General features: G+C 50.4%; 14 protein-coding genes. 3 read left to right on the plus strand and 11 right to left on the minus strand.

Annotation, left to right across the window (positions count from 1 at the left end):
- The first annotated feature begins 10 nt into the window (after positions 1 to 10).
- The 3 genes from rfbC to ACQ4WQ_RS22345 are packed head-to-tail and all read left to right on the plus strand — an operon-like array spanning position 11 to position 2,619.
- Positions 11 to 556: a dTDP-4-dehydrorhamnose 3,5-epimerase gene (rfbC, locus tag ACQ4WQ_RS22335; protein WP_034745785.1), complete on the plus strand. Its 546-nt coding sequence runs from the start codon at positions 11 to 13 to the stop codon at positions 554 to 556.
- Between the two features lie 35 nt (positions 557 to 591).
- A complete protein-coding gene (gene rfbD, locus ACQ4WQ_RS22340) occupies positions 592 to 1,464 on the plus strand; it encodes a dTDP-4-dehydrorhamnose reductase (protein ID WP_436500076.1) in 873 nt (290 codons plus the stop codon).
- 9 nt (positions 1,465 to 1,473) lie between these two features.
- Entirely contained in the window at positions 1,474 to 2,619 is a 1,146-nt protein-coding gene (locus ACQ4WQ_RS22345; protein ID WP_436500078.1) for an acyltransferase family protein, read from the plus strand.
- A 73-nt stretch (positions 2,620 to 2,692) separates the two neighbouring features.
- Here the strand turns inward: ACQ4WQ_RS22345 and ACQ4WQ_RS22350 are convergent, their stop codons facing one another.
- From ACQ4WQ_RS22350 to ACQ4WQ_RS22400, 11 genes are all read right to left on the minus strand, one after another.
- Positions 2,693 to 3,754, minus strand: coding sequence for a glycosyltransferase family 4 protein (locus ACQ4WQ_RS22350; RefSeq protein WP_436500080.1), 1,062 nt, complete (start codon positions 3,752 to 3,754; stop codon positions 2,693 to 2,695).
- 20 nt (positions 3,755 to 3,774) lie between these two features.
- The gene (locus ACQ4WQ_RS22355) at positions 3,775 to 4,809 is read right to left on the minus strand and encodes a WaaS/CpsH family glycosyltransferase (RefSeq protein ID WP_436500082.1); all 1,035 of its coding nucleotides are present in this window, start codon (positions 4,807 to 4,809) and stop codon (positions 3,775 to 3,777) included.
- Between the two features lie 95 nt (positions 4,810 to 4,904).
- Positions 4,905 to 5,984 carry an acyltransferase family protein gene (locus ACQ4WQ_RS22360; protein WP_436500084.1) on the minus strand — a complete coding sequence of 360 codons (1,080 nt, stop codon included), beginning with the start codon at positions 5,982 to 5,984 and terminating at the stop codon, positions 4,905 to 4,907.
- A 54-nt stretch (positions 5,985 to 6,038) separates the two neighbouring features.
- The gene (locus ACQ4WQ_RS22365; protein ID WP_436500086.1) at positions 6,039 to 7,361 is read right to left on the minus strand and encodes a hypothetical protein; all 1,323 of its coding nucleotides are present in this window, start codon (positions 7,359 to 7,361) and stop codon (positions 6,039 to 6,041) included.
- A 35-nt stretch (positions 7,362 to 7,396) separates the two neighbouring features.
- Positions 7,397 to 8,278: a glycosyltransferase family 2 protein gene (locus tag ACQ4WQ_RS22370; protein ID WP_436500088.1), complete on the minus strand. Its 882-nt coding sequence runs from the start codon at positions 8,276 to 8,278 to the stop codon at positions 7,397 to 7,399.
- Positions 8,275 to 9,420, minus strand: a complete 1,146-nt coding sequence (locus ACQ4WQ_RS22375; RefSeq protein WP_436500090.1) for an NAD-dependent epimerase/dehydratase family protein — start codon at positions 9,418 to 9,420, stop codon at positions 8,275 to 8,277. The genes ACQ4WQ_RS22370 and ACQ4WQ_RS22375 overlap by 4 nt, the downstream gene beginning before the upstream one ends.
- Positions 9,405 to 9,983: an acyltransferase gene (locus ACQ4WQ_RS22380; protein ID WP_436500092.1), complete on the minus strand. Its 579-nt coding sequence runs from the start codon at positions 9,981 to 9,983 to the stop codon at positions 9,405 to 9,407. Before ACQ4WQ_RS22380 ends, ACQ4WQ_RS22375 begins: the two co-directional genes overlap by 16 nt.
- Positions 9,970 to 11,370 (minus strand): MATE family efflux transporter, encoded by a 1,401-nt coding sequence (locus ACQ4WQ_RS22385; protein ID WP_436500094.1) that lies wholly within the window; start codon positions 11,368 to 11,370, stop codon positions 9,970 to 9,972. The genes ACQ4WQ_RS22380 and ACQ4WQ_RS22385 overlap by 14 nt, the downstream gene beginning before the upstream one ends.
- A gap of 104 nt (positions 11,371 to 11,474) precedes the next feature.
- On the minus strand, positions 11,475 to 12,686 hold the full coding sequence (locus ACQ4WQ_RS22390; protein ID WP_436500096.1) for a GumC family protein: 1,212 nt from the start codon (positions 12,684 to 12,686) through the stop codon (positions 11,475 to 11,477).
- 52 nt (positions 12,687 to 12,738) lie between these two features.
- Positions 12,739 to 14,637 carry an SLBB domain-containing protein gene (locus ACQ4WQ_RS22395; RefSeq protein ID WP_436500098.1) on the minus strand — a complete coding sequence of 633 codons (1,899 nt, stop codon included), beginning with the start codon at positions 14,635 to 14,637 and terminating at the stop codon, positions 12,739 to 12,741.
- 68 nt (positions 14,638 to 14,705) lie between these two features.
- Positions 14,706 to 17,597 carry a YjbH domain-containing protein gene (locus ACQ4WQ_RS22400; RefSeq protein WP_436500100.1) on the minus strand — a complete coding sequence of 964 codons (2,892 nt, stop codon included), beginning with the start codon at positions 17,595 to 17,597 and terminating at the stop codon, positions 14,706 to 14,708.
- Between the last annotated feature and the right edge of the window lie 135 nt (positions 17,598 to 17,732).

The following is a 17,732-nucleotide window of genomic DNA, read 5'->3' on the forward strand; positions in this document are numbered from 1 at the left end:
ATTTCATACCATGCAAATTCAAACGACAGCAATACCTGATGTTCTGATCATCGAGCCAACCGTGTTTGGCGATGATCGCGGTTTTTTCTATGAAAGCTTTAACCAGAAGCGCTTTGCCGAGCTGACAGGCGTCACGCGCGACTTCGTGCAGGACAACCATTCCAAGTCGGCGAAGGGCGTGTTGCGTGGCCTGCACTACCAAATCCAGCAAGCGCAAGGAAAACTGGTGCGCGTTACCGCGGGCGAAGTGTTCGACGTTGCCGTCGATTTACGCAAAAGCTCGGCAACCTTCGGCCACTGGGTCGGGGTTACCTTATCGGCCGCCAATAAGCGCCAACTGTGGGTTCCCGAAGGGTTTGCGCATGGCTTCGTCGTAACCAGTGACCATGCCGAGTTTCTCTACAAGACAACAGACTATTGGGCACCGGAGTTCGAACGCAGCATCCTGTGGAATGATCCGGCGATCGGTATCGATTGGCCTTTGGACGGCGAACCGCTGTTGTCGGGTAAAGATAAAGTGGGCACGCTGCTGGCCAACGCCGACGTCTTCGCCTGATCCACCAATCTGTCCAACTGGAATCAATCTATCTCATGAGCCGTATTTTAATCACAGGAAAAACCGGCCAGGTCGGTTACGAACTTGAACGCAGCCTGCAGGGCCTGGGCGAAATTATCGCCATTGACCGCAGTCAAATGGATCTAGCTGACCTGGACCAGGTGCGCGATGTCATCCGTCGTGTGAAACCGACCCTGATCGTCAACCCGGCAGCCTATACGGCGGTCGACAAGGCCGAGAGCGAGCCGGCACTGGCCTTGCGCATCAATGGCGAAGCACCCGGTGTCATGGCCGAGGAAGCCAAAAAACTGGGGGCGGCGCTGATCCATTACAGCACCGACTATGTTTTTGACGGTAGCAAGGACGGTGCGTATATTGAAACTGACCCGACCTGCCCGGTCAATGTCTACGGCAGCAGCAAACTGGCTGGAGAACAAGCCATCCAGGCGGCTGGCATCCCTCACCTGATCTTGCGCACCAGCTGGGTCTATAGCACGCACGGTAAGAATTTCTTGCTGACCATGCGCCGCCTGGCGCAGGAACGCGAGGAGTTGGGCATCGTTTCGGACCAGTTCGGCGCGCCGACCTGGAGCCGCACGATCGCCGACACCACCGCGCACATCGTGGCGCAAAGCCTGGCAGCGGCAGACCAGCAGGCATGGTGGGAAGAACGCGCCGGTCTGTATCATCTGACCGCGCAGGGCACCACCACCTGGTTCGGCTTCACCGAAGTCATCATGGCGGATCCATCGGTCACGAAAAAACCAAGGCTCAAACCGATACTGGCACAGGACTATCCGGTACCGGCGAAGCGGCCGACCAATTCGGTGCTGTCGTCGCAGCGCCTGATCGACACCTTCTGCGGTTTGCCGCAATGGCAGGAAGCATTAAAGCTCTGCATGGGCTAAGCAACGGGAATGGCCGTCACTGATGTGACGGCCATTTTTTCATCAACAAGCTGTAAATTTATCAATAAATATTATCAGCTTGTATCCGCTGGCAATGCCATGTTAAAAAATGACGATTCATTGCGGCTGCAGTTGCTACGTTTTCCGCTGATTGTTGGCGTTGTTTTCATCCATGCTTATACATTAGGCGCGGATCCTTCGACCGCAATCATCGGCGCCAGCCATGCCAATGAGTTCGTTCAGACCTTGATTTCACAGGAACTGGCGCGCTGCGCGGTACCATTGTTTTTTCTGATATCTGGCTATCTGTTTTTTTATGGCACAACATGGTCAACAGAAAAATATAAAAGCAAAATACAATCGCGTATCAGTACATTGCTCATACCTTTCCTTTTCTGGAATATTTTAGTTCTGTTATTATTTGCGGCTGCGCAATCTCATCCAAAGACCGCATTATTTTTTTCCGGACAAATGACGTTGATCAGCGACTACAGGATCTCTGATTATTTTATTGCCATTTTTGGAATTGTGCATTATCCTGCTTCGTATCAATTTTGGTTCATTCGTGACCTGATGGTTCTGGCATTACTGGCACCATTAATCTACCAATTATTGACAAAGGTCCCTGCCATTTTCCTAGCAACTTTATTGACATTGTGGATCTTACGTTTTGGAGGAGATGCTTCCAAATCAGCATTATTCTTCATACTTGGTGCTTACGTCGGAATAAAACAGTATAGTCTGTTCTTGCTGGATAAACAGGCAAAGTGGATGTTTCCTCTGTATATCGCCATGGCCATAGTTAACAGCATATATCCAGAAACATGTTTTTATCCCTATGTACATAAAATTGGCATCATGCTCGGTCTGCCGTCATTTCTTTATCTTACCAAGATACTTTCAAGATCTACAGCGTTAAAAACAGCCTTGGTATCGATGGGAAAAGCCAGCTTCTTTGTTTTTGCAACGCATGAACCATTGTTGACGGTGATCCGAAAAATATCTTATAAAATGCTGCAACCGCAGCATGATGCAGAAATACTGACGATTTATTTCCTGTCAGTCGTAGTCACTGTCGCCTGCTGTAGCGCTCTATTTTTCCTGCTTAATCGCATTGTTCCGCGCTTTACCAGAATGATTGCAGGCGGAAGATAGACCAGCGCTACTGAGGCGAGATGTATGGACCAGGTGGTCATTCAGTATCTGTCAATAGCCACACTGCCGCCTGTTATTGATATTTCTTGATGATGTCAAACATGGCCTGCCCGGATTTCTCCCAGCTGAAGCGCTTGATATTCTCGGCGCCTTTTCTGACCAACTCGTCCTGCAGCGCCTTGTCGTTTACCAGTTGCAGCATCTTCTCCGCCATGTCCTCGGCGCTGTCAGGATCGCAATACAGTGCAGCATCCAGGCAGACTTCGGGAATGCTGGCGGCAGTCGATGCGATGACCGGACAAGCGCACGCCATGGCTTCCAGAGGCGGGATACCAAAACCTTCAAAGCGCGAAGGAAATACATAGCAGGTGGCGGAACCGTACATCTTGAACAGATCTGCATCGGCAACATAGCCCGTCAGTTGGACATCGCTGCGCCCTTCCAGCATCTGCGCCAGCGTAGTTGCCTTGAAGACGCTCTTGTTCCAGCCGCCGATCAGCTTCAGCACATACTCCGAGCCGCCGCGCTGCTTGAACAGGTCGAAGGCCTTGACCAAGGTCTCGATATTTTTATAGGGCTGGATGGAACCAACAGCAATGATGGTTTTTTCCTTAGCCAAAGCAGCATTATCAGCGTGGAATATGGACGAAGAGGCGTTATAGACAACCGTCAAATGGTCCGGCTTGATCTGATAAGTACTGCAAATATCTTCCTTGCTGAAATTACTCACCGTGGTGACGTGCAGGGAAGAACGCAATACGCGCGGAATCAGGAAATTATAATAAAGGCGGAATTTCCATGAAACAGCGTCAGGGAAATGGATGAATGCCAAGTCATGCACGGTAACGATCTTGCGCGCGTAGAAAATCGGCGCGGTGGTAGCCAGTGACAAAAGCAATGGGGAACCATTATTTTTCAAGAAACGTGGCAACTCGATCTGCTCCCACAAGTGACCAGTCAACCGACCGACCACTTCCACACCCAGTTCCTTGGCCAGTTCCGGATGCTTGATATTGGCCGGTGCCACGAAGCGGATCGACGGATCGATCTTTTTCAGAATGCGGCTAATTTCAAGGGCGTAGCGCTGCACCCCGGTGATCGATTGAGTAAGGAAACGCGCATTAATAAAAATCATGTATCTGAACCATTTCTAAATCAAGCTGCAGACGCGGCATCACCACGTTGCATCACGGTGGTGCATGACGAGGGCAAAACTTCATCGAGCCAGCCATCCAGGCTATATTTTTGCTCGATTTTTTCACCCAGCGGCTCAAACTCCGTGTCAAAAAATTCCTTGGACACCTTCATGCCTGCACGCTCAATCACCAGCACGTTACTGGGCCGGTAAATATCCGCGCGTTGCGCAAAGGGGTTGGTGGTGATCAGTTTCTTATGGGCACCGACGGTTTCCAGGGTACGCATGGTCAGGCCGGACTGAATCGGCCGTTCGATATCGATCACGGCGCGCGAGCGCGCCAGCAAGGCACGCAACTCGGCTTTGGCCACCGGCTTGAAAACGAACTCGGATTTCTTTGCACCCCAGAAGGACGGATCAAACACGCGCCGTGCCCAGTACACCAGTCGCGAATTGAAGTACAGAATCTTCTTTACCCGCACGCCCGGAGGCAGGGCTCGCTCTAGGTGCGTCATCACCTTGTAGCGATCCGAGTGAACGGTACCGAAAAAGAACAGATCGATATCTTTCTCCACGGCTGGCAGTCGCGCATATTCATCAAGATAAAACAGCGGCCGGTACTCAAGGCGTGGATCATTCTCTGCATCGACCGGGTCGAACGTGAAAGCGCGGTCAAAGAACTGTACTTTTCCCGGGCTGTCGGACGACATGTTCTTGTAGCTGTCCCAGAAATACAAGGTGAATCGCGCTTGTGGGAACGCTGCCTTCATCCTTTGGATTGCCGCGCAGGACAGCGCCTGGCCTTTGATGACCAGCACTTCAGTAATCGAATGCTGCGCTACCTGGCGTATCACGTCATCAAAATAACGCTCAGCCTTGCCGCTTTGCAGGCTCGGTGAGATCCTGATCAGTATCTTCGTCAAGGTATCATTGGCGGGCCGGTCATCAAACCATATGGCGGAAACGCCACGTCGTGCGAGGCAAGCCTGAATCTCTTTGGCATAACCAAAAAAATCAGGGGCAATTATTAAACAACTTGGACTTTGCGCTGACATTACCATCTCTTATTTACAAATGTCGGTGGACAGGTCATGTCAACACCCGGGTCAAGAACTACTTCTGAAATTTTCATGCGGCGGCAGCAGGCACCTTATGCCAAAGCTGGCTTTGGAATCTGCTTGCGATGACGTAAAAACGGTTGCTCGATATAATTCCACGAAAAAAGTGCCAATAAGACGATGCATAAAATGGCAGCGATCATGGCACGTACTGGATAGACAGAGAAAAGACCCAGACTAATAAAAACCTGAGCGATCGGTGCATGAAACAAATAAATACCGAAAGAAAAATCACCATGCTTCCCAACATTACCAAGGCGTGGCATTGAGATCGCGGCCCAGCTCACCAACATCGTCACTGCTATTGGAGAAAGCATTTCAAACAACCAGCCGTCTGGAATGTAATACAACAGAATACCAGCCACCGCCATCCATGCCGGTGGCCTAAAACCTTCACGCGTTTTATAGAAGCACCACGCACCACCGGCAAAGAAGCACAACTGGCCGGGCAACTGCTTTGCCATCTTAAAATAGAATTCCGTACCGGTAGCTGTTCCTTGGACAAAAAATCCAACCTTCCAAGCCAAAGACAGAAAAAACACCAAACCAAGAATTTTATTGTATCCCCATTTACGTACAGCCCATACGATTACCGGTACGCAGGCATAGAATAAAACCTCAATCTTGATTGTCCATAAAGAAACATTCACAGCAGATTCATACTGCCCTAAAAAAACCCCTGGCAGACTCGGAGCATTAAAATTGGCCAATGCCAGGTTAAACGCAATATATCGCCAAAAATCTTTACTTGAGAAATATTCCGCAAAGGGCAACGTCGAAAGCAGGGACAAAAGTACCGCCGCACCCACCACGACAAAGACATATGCAGGGGCAATCCGTAGCATCCTCTTTTTCCAGTAGTCACCCAATGATCGTGATTTTTCATAGCTCATTGTCACCAGATAGCCACTGACAATGAAAAATGCCTGCACGGCAAATAGAGATGAGATATGTTGCGTCATCCATGCAAAGCCAGGCACCTGCGACAAAATAGCGATATGAAAAAAAACCACCATACTTGCGAATATCAAGCGCAGCAAGTCAAAGTTATTCTGATGCAAGGGCGCGTCTTTTTTTAATGAATTCATTTTATTTAAATAATATTTCTTCAAGACGCAGGAAATTTTTCTTCTACACCATTAGCCAATTGCTCGAAAATTCTGACATCATTTCTTGACCATGTACGAGTCATTTTTAAGTTCAAGCTGCCTGATTGATAAAATAAAATAACCGATTAATATCCACATGGGCGGGAAGCTCAAGTCCGGCCCGGCCAATGTTTTAGCGATAAGCATCACCAAAAGTGCCCAGCCTGATGCTTCACAAGCGATTAAATCACGCCGTTCAGCCGCCTCGAGTCTAGCTCCTCGCAGGCTATGCAAAAGCAATAATCCCGCTGCAATCGCGATGCAGAACGTTCCAAGCACTCCTATATTCGAAAACAGGAAAGCAACAAAACTGGAAGGACGATTACTTCCAAGACCGGCTCCCAAAAAATTGGTTTCACTCAACACAGTAAATGCATAGCGATCTGCTGCAAGGCGATGCAATGATGAATCAGAAGCACCTTTATCAAAAATCACGGCATCCAGAATAATATCGACACCAGGAACAAGGACATAAAGAAAGACTATCGCCGCAAGAAAAGAAAATATTGTCAGGAATATCTTTCGTCCCTTGACACCACCAGTTCGATAGTACATGGCACTAAAAGAGTGCATGATAAAAAATAGTATGAGTGCGACGAAACCAGTACTTGAAGCCGAAATAAGCAAAGAAAAAAGCGACACAACTAACAATACCATCCAATAACGGGATATTTTACCCTTTTCAGCATTAATAAACTGAATATATGTCCAAGCGACAAAACTGGCCATAAACATGGCATAGAATGACGGCTCAGTAAAAGTTGAATTAATCCTTGGCAAAAAAGCAAATGTGGCATCAGTGGCAATACCAAAGGTCGCATTATTTAGCAAGTATTCCGTAGGATAATATATACCAAACAATATACTTACCAATTGATAATATGAGAAAAAACAGACGATAATTCCAGATATGAAATAAGCCTTGGATGTGGCATCCAGGATATTTCTATCCTTGCGCATTACAAAGAAAAGTATGCTTACCCAATACAGCAATAAATAGACCGCTTGGGCGATATTAGATGCCGATGGAACAAGGATTCCAGGCGACATGTATTGCTCATCCACTCCACCTTTTGGAGTATAAACGTGCGTTCCTGAGAATGCCATCGGAAGAATAAAGGCAGAAACAATTGATACAACTGCAAATGCAGAAAACCAAAAAACAAATCCATTCCATTTTTTTGGGATAACAAAATCATATTTACCCCAGTAAAGAATAACATATACAAAAAGCAGGATTTGCACCAACAAAAATGGCGATACACCGAATTGCTCGGTTCCAGGCAACACCATGCCTTGGAATACTGAGAAAAACGCCAACAAGAAAATTATTTTTGACAAACCCTGCCTCTTTACCTGAATCAGAAAAAGTGAAATTACATTTTCAAACCATCAAGAACGCCCTTGAAAAATGGCACTCTTAATTTTTTTGAAAATAACTTCCATTTCAATGGACGAGTGGCAAAGTAATAAGAGAAAGCCACCAGTTTTGCCAAGGCACCGAAATTTTTTCTGATAAAATAAATACGATTCCTTTCGCCATAATAAATGGAGAAAGGCGATGCAGATCCACCCGTGCTGCTACTTACCTTGTGCCAGACCTCGCCTTCAGGCCAATAATAAATCCTGAATTTGGCCAAATTGGAACGCCAGACAAAATCCGTATCGTCATGATAAACAAAATATTTATCATCCATGACGCCGATCGCATCGAAGACGGAACGGTGAATCAGCATGAAACAGGTTGGCGCATAATTCGTGTAGCCGGCCACATCGAACTGCCCCTTATCCACATCGCCTTCGCCCGTATGCAGGGTCGTCCCGGTCCACGGATTGATTTTTCCGCCGGCGCACCAGATTTTTCCCGAGTCAAAGAAATAGATCTTGGGAACGATCAGTTTTTCCTGGCGCTGATCTGCCAGCGTCAGCATCTTGTTCAGCAAGCCGGTATCCTTGAATTCGATATCGTTATTTAATAACAATACATATTCGCAGCCCATCTCCAGCGACAGCTTGATGCCCTGGTTGTTGCCGGTCGCGACACCCACGTTGCTGGCATTGCGTATCAAGGTTACGTTCTTGATACCGTATTTTGCAATGCCCTCTTCTGCCGCCGCGTACGAAAGCTCATCGATGCTATTGTCGATGATGAACAGCCAATAGTCGTTGAAGCTCTGTTTGGACAGGCTTTCGAAAAATCCTGGCAAGACCGGCGCACTATTGAACAGTACAGTTACCAGGCCGACCTTGGCCGTCATTTGTACAATCCCCGTTGCTTCATTTCAGCGATACTGGCATCGTAGGAGTCGGCCTGTACAGCCTGTTCGTTAACCCATGCAGTAAAACGCGCAATACCTTCGCTGAAGCTTACTTTAGGTTGGAAGCCCAGCAGACGATTCGACTTGCTCAGATCCGCATAGTTGTGGCGGATATCGCCCAGGCGGTAAGCGCCCGTAACCTTGATCGGCACTTCGATGCCATAGTGCTGGACCAGGGTTTGCGCGACCGTCAGGACATCAGTTGCAACGCCAGCGCCGATACCAAACACTTCACCATTCGCTTCTTCTTTTGTCAGGGCCAGGGTCGTTGCAGCAACGATATCGTCGATAAACACGAAGTCGCGGCTTTCCTTGCCATCTTCGAAGATGCTCAGGCCATTGCCATTTTTGATGCGGGTCGAGAAGATCGACAGGATGCCGGTATATGGATTGCTCAGCGACTGCCCAGGGCCATACACGTTTTGATAGCGCAGTGCGGTAGCGCCGATACCCAGCGAACTGCATACCGTCATTACCATCTGTTCCTGGTTTTGTTTGGTAATACCATATACCGAGGAAGGGTGAATTTTCGAGTCTTCATCGGTGGCCAGCAACGTCAGTGGCGCACCAGTCTGTGGACACAGCGGCTCGAAGCGGCCAGCCTGCATGTCGGCATCCTTGCGTGCGCCCGGATAGATGATGCCCAGCGCTTCCGAACGATATTTGCCTTCGCCATAGATCGAACGCGAAGATGCGACCACGACTTTCTTGACCTGGTATTTTCCGTTGGCCAGCAAGTCAAGCATGATGCCAGTGCCACCGATATTGACGTCGACATAGCGCTTGATCTCATACATGGACTGCCCGGTACCTGTCTCAGCTGCCAGGTGCACGATGGCGTCCTGGCCAGGCAGAACCGCTTCCCAGGCAGCGACATCAGTGACCGAACCCAATACGAAATTGGTAGTGTCCTTGATGCTGCGATACAAAGGCGAGGTTTCAGCTGGATTATCTCCGTGAATTTGCGGAGACAGCGTATCAAGAATAGTTACATCATGTCCCAAGCTTTTGAGATGCAAAGCCAGGTTAGATCCAATAAAACCAGCACCACCGGTAATTAAAATTTTCATACTTTGATCCATTTTTTAGTTTCCAAACAATACTTTTTCAATAATTTTGCGGGGCTTCCAGCAATCATGGAATAATCTGGGAAAGAGTGCGTAACTACTGATCGGGTTCCAACGATACAGTGCTTTCCTAGCTTCACATTGGGGAGTATAGAGACTCCATAACCGATAAAAGTATAAGCACCAATATGAACTGGGCCTTTGCACTCCAGATCTTGCTCCATTATCAGACCGGCTTCAGGATCAAGTCCATGAGCGATATCTGAAATATAAACATGCTCACTAAGAACACAACCATCTTCAATCACAATAGATTGCATACAATGGATCTGATTATAGCCGCCAACATAAACATCATTCCCAATCTCTATTTTTGAATTGAGAACTTGCCCTTGGTACTGCACCACAGGATGCAACACAGAAAATCGGCCAATTTTTGTATTATCACCAATTACAATGTTTGATGGGTTATGAATCCAGCGAGGTAAAAATATAGCGGAGTTTTTTCCAAGGGACGCAACTTTTGGCCGGTAAAGAATAGCCTTTGCCAAATTTTTTAGTATTCTAATAATTCCCATAGTTTATTTTAAATGAAAAAAACAACAAAATAGTCAAAAATATTAACGGGAGAGCCAGAATTCGGCTCATGAAAAATGACCTGGATACAGTGAGAACCGTGGTATTTTTAACGACAAGAATGAAGCTTGCAAAAACCCCCGCTAATGCCCCAATCAATGTAGCATAAGCAACGCCATGCGCTCCCATTTTACTTGCCAGCAACAGACTAAAAAGTAAATTTACGCCCCCTTCAGTCAATGCTGGAACTAATGCTTTTTTATGCTCAGCGATTGCCACAAGCAAAATAGAAAAAGGCATCATTATATTTCTAACAGAATGAGCAATCAATAAAATCAACAAAAATGAATAAACATCAGATACATATTCTTGGCTTATCCATAGACCTAAAGCATATTTTCCGAGCACAAAAAATAGTGCAGTGACGACAATCAGGAAAAAAGCACAAGAGAGGCTCGACATGACGAGTATTTTTGGCAACTTCCCAAGCTTGTCCGGATTTGCATAGGTTGCAGAGCCTATCGCGACCAATGGATTTAGGATGGCCTGTAACACGCCAACCAAGACAGTGATCGATGTGATTGCCAATGAATATGCGGCGACCTTCTCAAAATCAAAATGGCCCACAACGATCATATCGACGCCATTTACAAACAACATTGCTAGGTTCCAAACGGCGAGGCTGGCGCAATAATTAAAAATTTGACGTAGACGGGCACGATCAAGATGCCCTAGCTTTTTTATCAAGCTAGACGCCCATTTCCTGGCGCACAAATAACTGGCAGGCACAAGTAAAGCGCCACAACATGCTAAAGTAATTGACAGCGCCAGTAGCCCACCATCATTTTTAAGTACCAACCAGAGTGAAAGCAAGCTAAGCATACGTACTGACAATATGCAAACGACAGGAATGATATTTCGATGCAATCCAACAAACATTCCATTTGGCACAAGGGCAAATAACTGCCAAGCCGCTGATAACCCCAGCAAGCCAATACATATACGAAATTCAGCTACGAGATTACTTGGGATATTCGAGAACAAAAATGGATAAAAAATCACCAATGCCAAAACCACCAATATTGCCAAGATGGAAAAATAAGTAACTAAAGCAATGCCAGCTCGTATAGTTTTCTTTTGGTCATCCAAATCATTTTTTTCGCTGGCATGAGCTATAAATTTTGTCATCGCCGTCTGCAAGCCAAATCCAAATATCTGAAGATATAACAGGATTTGCAATGCAAGCGTCCATACAGAAAATTCCATCTTCCCCAGATACCTGACGACCAAAGCTGGCAACAACAGGTTAAACAATGCGGAACCGGCACCCCCTATTACATTCGCAACGGCGTTCTTTAAGAATAGATTACGAAGTGATGCAGCTGCCATTTTTAATTTAATTAATATTTATTTTTAAAAACCAAGAAATGACAACAGCAACACTCATACGCCAATGACAATATACTCAGTAGAAATTTTTCAACAATAGATATCTATTGCTTCCAAGCAGTGCGCAAAGCTATCCATCTCCGGTTTTTTTCAGGGTTACGTCGCGAAGCAAGATAAGCATCACGCAGCAAGGCGATAAAAATCGCCAACACGCCTCCGCCGATGACACCAACTATGGTCATCATCAGTGGTTTCGGTTTCGTTCTTTTCTCCGCCGGCACCGCTAGATCAAGTTGCTGAATCATTGAGGAATCCTTGGCCTCATCAATTTTCGCCAGCTCATATTGTTTTGCCAGCAATTCAAAGATGGTTTCATAATATTTAACGTCGCGCAGGGTGCGGATATATTCAACACCCGCCGCAGGAATCTTACCGCTTGGAATCATGACATCGCCAGCACGTCCCTGACCATTCTGCTGCTTTTCCAGCTGGCCTTGCAGGCCACGCAGTTCTTCTTGCAAACGCAGATATTCGGGGTTGCTCGCCGTAGCAAAACTGCGCATCGATTGAAGCTGAACAGTTTTCGCCGCAATAGTGCCCTGCAGTTGCGCCTCATTGGCGATAATGCCCTTGACCTGGCCCTCCAGTTGTAACATGCCCGTCGTTTCCTGCATTTTGCGCATGGCGACTTCAGCATTTGCCAATTCATCTTTCGCGGCTTTGAGCTGCTTTTCAAAAAATACCCGCCGTCTTGCTGCTTCCGTGATCGCCAGGCCCTTGGTCAACGCCGCGAGTTCAGTCACATAGGCATTTGCCAACTCTGCCGCAAATTTCGGATCAGTGTCTTCGATCGAGATGCCGATCAAGCCATCTTTACCATTGGATAAGGAACGAACTTTTTCCAACTTTCCGCGTGTTTCGTCCAAAGTTTCCTTTTTGAACCGTTCTTTCAACTTGAACTTTTCAATCAGATTGTCCGCAATCGTCCGGCTCTGCAGCATCCCCACATATAAATCATTCGGATTTTTCAATCCGGCGATACTGCCTGCGGCCCCGGCCAACCCGCCAAGTTGCCCCAACATCGCAGAAACGGAGGAACTCTGCTGTTGCGGCGGCATGATGACGGCGGTGCTGACATACTTCGGCGTCATCAACAAGCTTGCCGTCAGCGCTAGCGCTCCTATTATTAGCGGCAATATGATGATGATCTTGCGTTGGCGCGCTAGGGCGGCGAATACGTCGAGTAAATGAATTCCTTCCTCTTCCGCCTGTTCGACTGAATATTGTTTCTTCTGAATTTCTACATGCTCGGACATCGTTCGCTTTCAAATTGAGTATGGTTTCATGCTTTTCTGGTGAGATGCCGTGTTAGTCCTTCAAGACTTTCAAACCAGCCGCACCCAGACCAAACTGATAGAAAATCGAAGTCCATTCCTTCAGGCTCTGCATGAAGGTACTGCGGTCGATCTTTTCCGGCACGACAACAGTATCACCAGGGTTTAAGGCGCTTCCACCAATGCCACTGAACCAACCACTGCTCTGCCCACTTTTTGCCGTACCATCTGCACGAATCACGTACATTTCCGATTTATCAGCCGTCGAGGTAACACCACCAGCCTGTAACACGTAGTCATTGACGGTACGTTGTGGACGATACACAAAAGCGTTCTGCTGGAAAACGGAACCCAACACGTCAACAGTGCCCGGGCGACGGGGAATAAAAATGCTATCGCCGTCCTGCAGCGGCAGATCCGGCAGGTTTTTCACCTGTGTTTCGACGCCCGGCAAATCGAGCACAATACGGCCCTCTGCCTTGATGGCGCGCAGCTTCTGCACGATGCGACGCTGTTGCTCCACTTCGGCAGCGGTTTTCGCCGCATTTTCCTTGTCTGCAGTCGCTGCCATGCGTTGAGTCGCGTTGGACTCCAGGTCGCGCTCAAAACGGTCCGCCACTTCATTCAATTTCGCTTGCTGCTGGCGGCGTACCGATTCCCGATTCAGCTGGGTGGCATACAAATAACCGTTTTCGTTCGCACCGCCCACTCGAGCAATCAACTCGCGCAAAGTCTCGCCCTTTTTCAACAAGAAAATCCCGCTTTGCTTGGCATCGCCGGCCACGCGCACATATTCATTCTGGATTTGTGCTTGTACCGGTACGGCGCCTGGTGCGAATACACGCAACACGTCGGTAGGCTTGACCGGGATGCTGGCCAGCTGGCTGCTGCTGATCGCACGGTCCGCGACCAGTTCGACCACGGTCTTGTATTGATTGTCGACATTCTTCTCAACAATGACTTGCTTGGTTTCAGCTGCCGAATCAAAGCCACCTGCCCAGGTCAGGACATCCGCCAGGTTGGCATTACCTTTTAATTCGAAAATGGCGGGCTGCTTCACATTGCCGGTCAGTGCCACCAATGGTCCCGTTTCAGGAATATAAATCACGTCACCGTCGCGCAAGGTCATGTCGCTGCTCTTGTCACCTTTGGTTAACATGTCATACAAGTCAAAGGTACTGATGACTTGTGTACCGCGCTTGAGCTGGATATTTCGCATGCTACCGGTGGCATCCGGGCCGCCCGAGGTAAACAGGGCATTGAGCAGGGTACTCATGGCACTCAAAGTATAGGTGCCAGGACGGACCGCGTGGCCAACCACGTACACTTGTACGGCGCGCGTCTGCGCAATGCTGGCGGTCAGTTCAAAATTATTATAGATCTTGCCGACCGCCTTTTTCAGATAGCCTTGCAAATCCTTGTACTGAACGCCACTGACCTTGACGGAACCGACGCGGGGAATGAAAATCGCACCGCTACGGTCAACCGTCGCGCTGACGTCAATATCGACCATACCCCATCCGCGTACCTGCAATTCGTCGCCTGTACCGATGACGTAGTCCTGATTCACCTGGGCGCTATCGAACGGCGCAAACGTTGACGGTACGTCGCTGAACAGATCCTTGCCGAAAATAGGCAAACTTTGACCGGTGACGCCAGCGGCATACGCTTGAAACGGTCCCACTTCAACGTCAGCCGCCGCGCGCTTGGCGGGACGACTGACAGCAGGGTTCGGCGCCTGGCGCGACTCGGCGGCGCGGCTGCGAATCGCCGGCAGGCTGCTGCTGCTACTGCTGCTTTCAGACGATTGTGCCTTGGCCAGATCGCTGATATTCAACTCTTGCGCTACAGCAAAAGATGAACTTGCTCCGAGGCAGGCTGAGAGTATCAAGTGTTTCACGAAAGGCTGGGGAGTACAAAATTGCTTTTTCATGCTGGTCTTTGTCTGAATAAATAATGTTTGTAAAAATGCGTCTCAAGACGTCCGTGCCTAATTTGTACTTAATACTTGCCCTGCCAGGTCACGCTGATTTCTTTCGGTCCGGGATTGATCGACAGGCCCGATTTGCTCTGGTCGCGCTGCGCGTGCCACAGCCAGCTGCCCATGGCGTAACCGAGGATGCCGCCAGCGACCGTGTCCGATACCCAGTGCTTGCGGCCAAACACGCGGCCGGCGGAACCGACGGCAGCCACGCTGTACAGCCATGGCGCGTCGTATTCCTTGGCAAATGGCGTCACGGCGGCAAAGCCGATCGCCGCATGCGCGGAAGGGAATGAGGAATTCGAACGGGAACTGCCGCTGCCGACGCGGCTCCACGCCCCGAGATCTTCCTCTGGGCGGGCGCGGCCAAACGCATATTTGCCGACCACCGCCACGCCCGTTGCCGCGGCAACCGATTGCAGGGAAATGAGTCCCGTGTTTTGCAGGCGGTCATCGCCCAAGGCGAAAGCAGCGGCAGCGGCGCCCACTGCCGCGTAGGGCATGGCTTTGCCCAGCTTGTCCCAGTTGCGGTAGACCTTGGAATCTTCGTGCTTCTTGACGAAACGGTCGACGGGTTTGTCGGCCAGCGCGGAGGCCACCACTACACCTCCGACCACCGCCGTCGCCTTGAGCCATTCAGGGACGCTAGGCGTAGCAGAGGCGGATTGCTCCAGGCGCGCGCGCATGGCGGGCCATGGGCTGACAAACGGCCGGTCCGGCGGATTGACGGCAGGCAAACTCTGTTCGTCCGGGCGCTCGGCAAAATTGCCCAGGCCGTCGTAGCTGTGCATGTCGGCGCGCGGACGCTCGAACATGTCATACAGGTCGCCAGGCGAAGCCACCATCTGGCCCACGTCGCGCGTCCATGGCGAGATGGCGAAGCCGGCCGTCGATTGCGTATCCATCGGCAGCATGCTGTTCAACGGTACGGACAGGAAAATGCCGCGGTCCTGGTAGGGCTTCGATGGCGTGCCCGGGCTGGTGATGTCGTTGCCGTTCGTATGCGTGTACCAGGCACCGACTTCGATGCCGGACTGGAAACGGCGCTTGAATTCCATGCGCACGCCCGTGTCCTTGGCCAGGAAGCGGCCGGCGCGTGCCGTCACGGTAATGTCGTGTGGCAAGCGGTAATGCAGGGAGCCGATCGCCGTCACCGTCTTGTAGTCGCGCGAATCGAGCAAGCCCTTGAATCCACGCTGCTGCAAGGCATCAACGGCCACGTCGGCCGCCCAGCGGCTATCCTTCGGCAGGTACAGCACTTGGCCGCCCACACCGCGGAACATGTCTTCATACAGACCGGCCGACATGCGGGTATACACGCGCTCTGCCGGATTGTCATATTTGTTCAGCAAGACGCGGCTCAGCGAAAAACGCCCGCCGCGCAAGTATTCCGCCACATCGGTACGCACATGCGGCAAGTTGCTGTTCGATGGCTGCTTGACGCCCGATACCGTTTCCAGCAACTGCAGGCTGGCGGCGGTATTCAGATACAAGCCGTCGCCCAGGCGGCGGTCATAGTTGGCGACCGCCGAAATCGAATAGCGGAAGGCGCCGCTCGGATCGTTGAAGAAGAAGCCGACCTTGGGAGCGATCTTGAAACGGTTCGCCTCCCGGTCCAGCGATTTGATCTGCACCACATCGCCATCGACGCCGACACCGACGGCCAGTTTGCCATCATCCTTGAGGACATCGGCGGCCTTGGCGGGAGCAGCTGCGGAAACGGCGGGCGCCGGTGCGGTGGCAAGCGCGGGAGCCACGGCAAGTACCGGCGCGGGCGCAGGTGCTGGTGAAGGCACAGGTGCGGCGGCAACGACGGGCGCCGGCTTGTCGAGGAACTCCTGCAGCCAGCTTTGCTGATCGTCCCGGATGACATCGCTTTTCTCCGGATAGCGCAGCAACACGACATCGAGGAAAGCCTTGCGGTCGATCTTGCCTGCCAAATAGTCATTCAGTTTGGGCAAGTCAAAGAATTCGTAGGTGGCGATTGGCTGGTCCAGCTTGGTATACGTGATGCGCAGGGTCGTCACGCCCTTCGGCGTGAAGGCGACCGCGGTGCGCGCGGCACGGCCAACGGCGCGGCCCATGTTCGAGATCCGGCTGTTGGTCAGGCTCAGGCTGAGGACATTGCCCTCTTGCTCGACACGAATATTCTTGTAGTCCTGTTTTACCAAGGCATTGACCAGATCGGCGCCATACACGGGATCGCGGTGCCATTCTTCCTTGCTCGGCAGCGGTGGCGGATTCTTGTCGTCGACGAAGAACGGCGGTTCGTACACCTTGGGAATGAACTCGCGTTCGCCAAATGGAATAGTGACAAAGGCGTTCACGCTGAACTGGTCGCGGCTGCGGGCCGCTTGCAGGGCAAGCCAGCCCCAGCGGTATTCCAGACCCACGGAAGCGCCCTTGCGGCGCTTGCCCGCATTCGTTTCGCTGGCGCGGAAATCGCGCAGATAATTGGTGGTGTCGTATTCAGCCACCACCGACCAGCGCGGCAGCGCGGCAGGAGTCCAGCGCGCGCCGGCAAACACGCCGTCCGGGCGTTTATGGGCATAGCCTAGGCTCGCTTCGATATTTTTGCTGGCGCCAAAAGTCTTGGTGGCAACCACATATTGGCCCTTGAACAGCTCGGTACCGAACAGATCCGTCATGCCGACGGCGACCGACGGCATCCACTCCGATTCCGTCCACAGGCGCAATTTACCGTCGACGACCTTATCCTTGTAGCGGCCATAGCCGCTGCCATATTCGCCGGGCACGTTGGTAAAACCGGGAATACCCGTTATCGACACATAACGTCCTGTCATTTGCAGGAAAGGCAGGATATTCGCCGTGGCCCATAACTGGCCATACGGGCTGTCGTAGCTGTAGCCGACGCTGAAGGTGCCGTCCGTTTCCACCACGGCGCTGGGCATATTGATATAGCCGGATTGACCACCATGATTCGGGGTCGCGGCCATCACCGACGGCGCGCCAAGCACCAGACAGCCACACCAGGTATATTTGATTGATTTTCTGAGTACGCTTAACAAATCCGGCTACCTAAAATA

Source organism: Janthinobacterium goodfellowi (assembly GCF_051380695.1).
Lineage (GTDB): Bacteria > Pseudomonadota > Gammaproteobacteria > Burkholderiales > Burkholderiaceae_D > Janthinobacterium.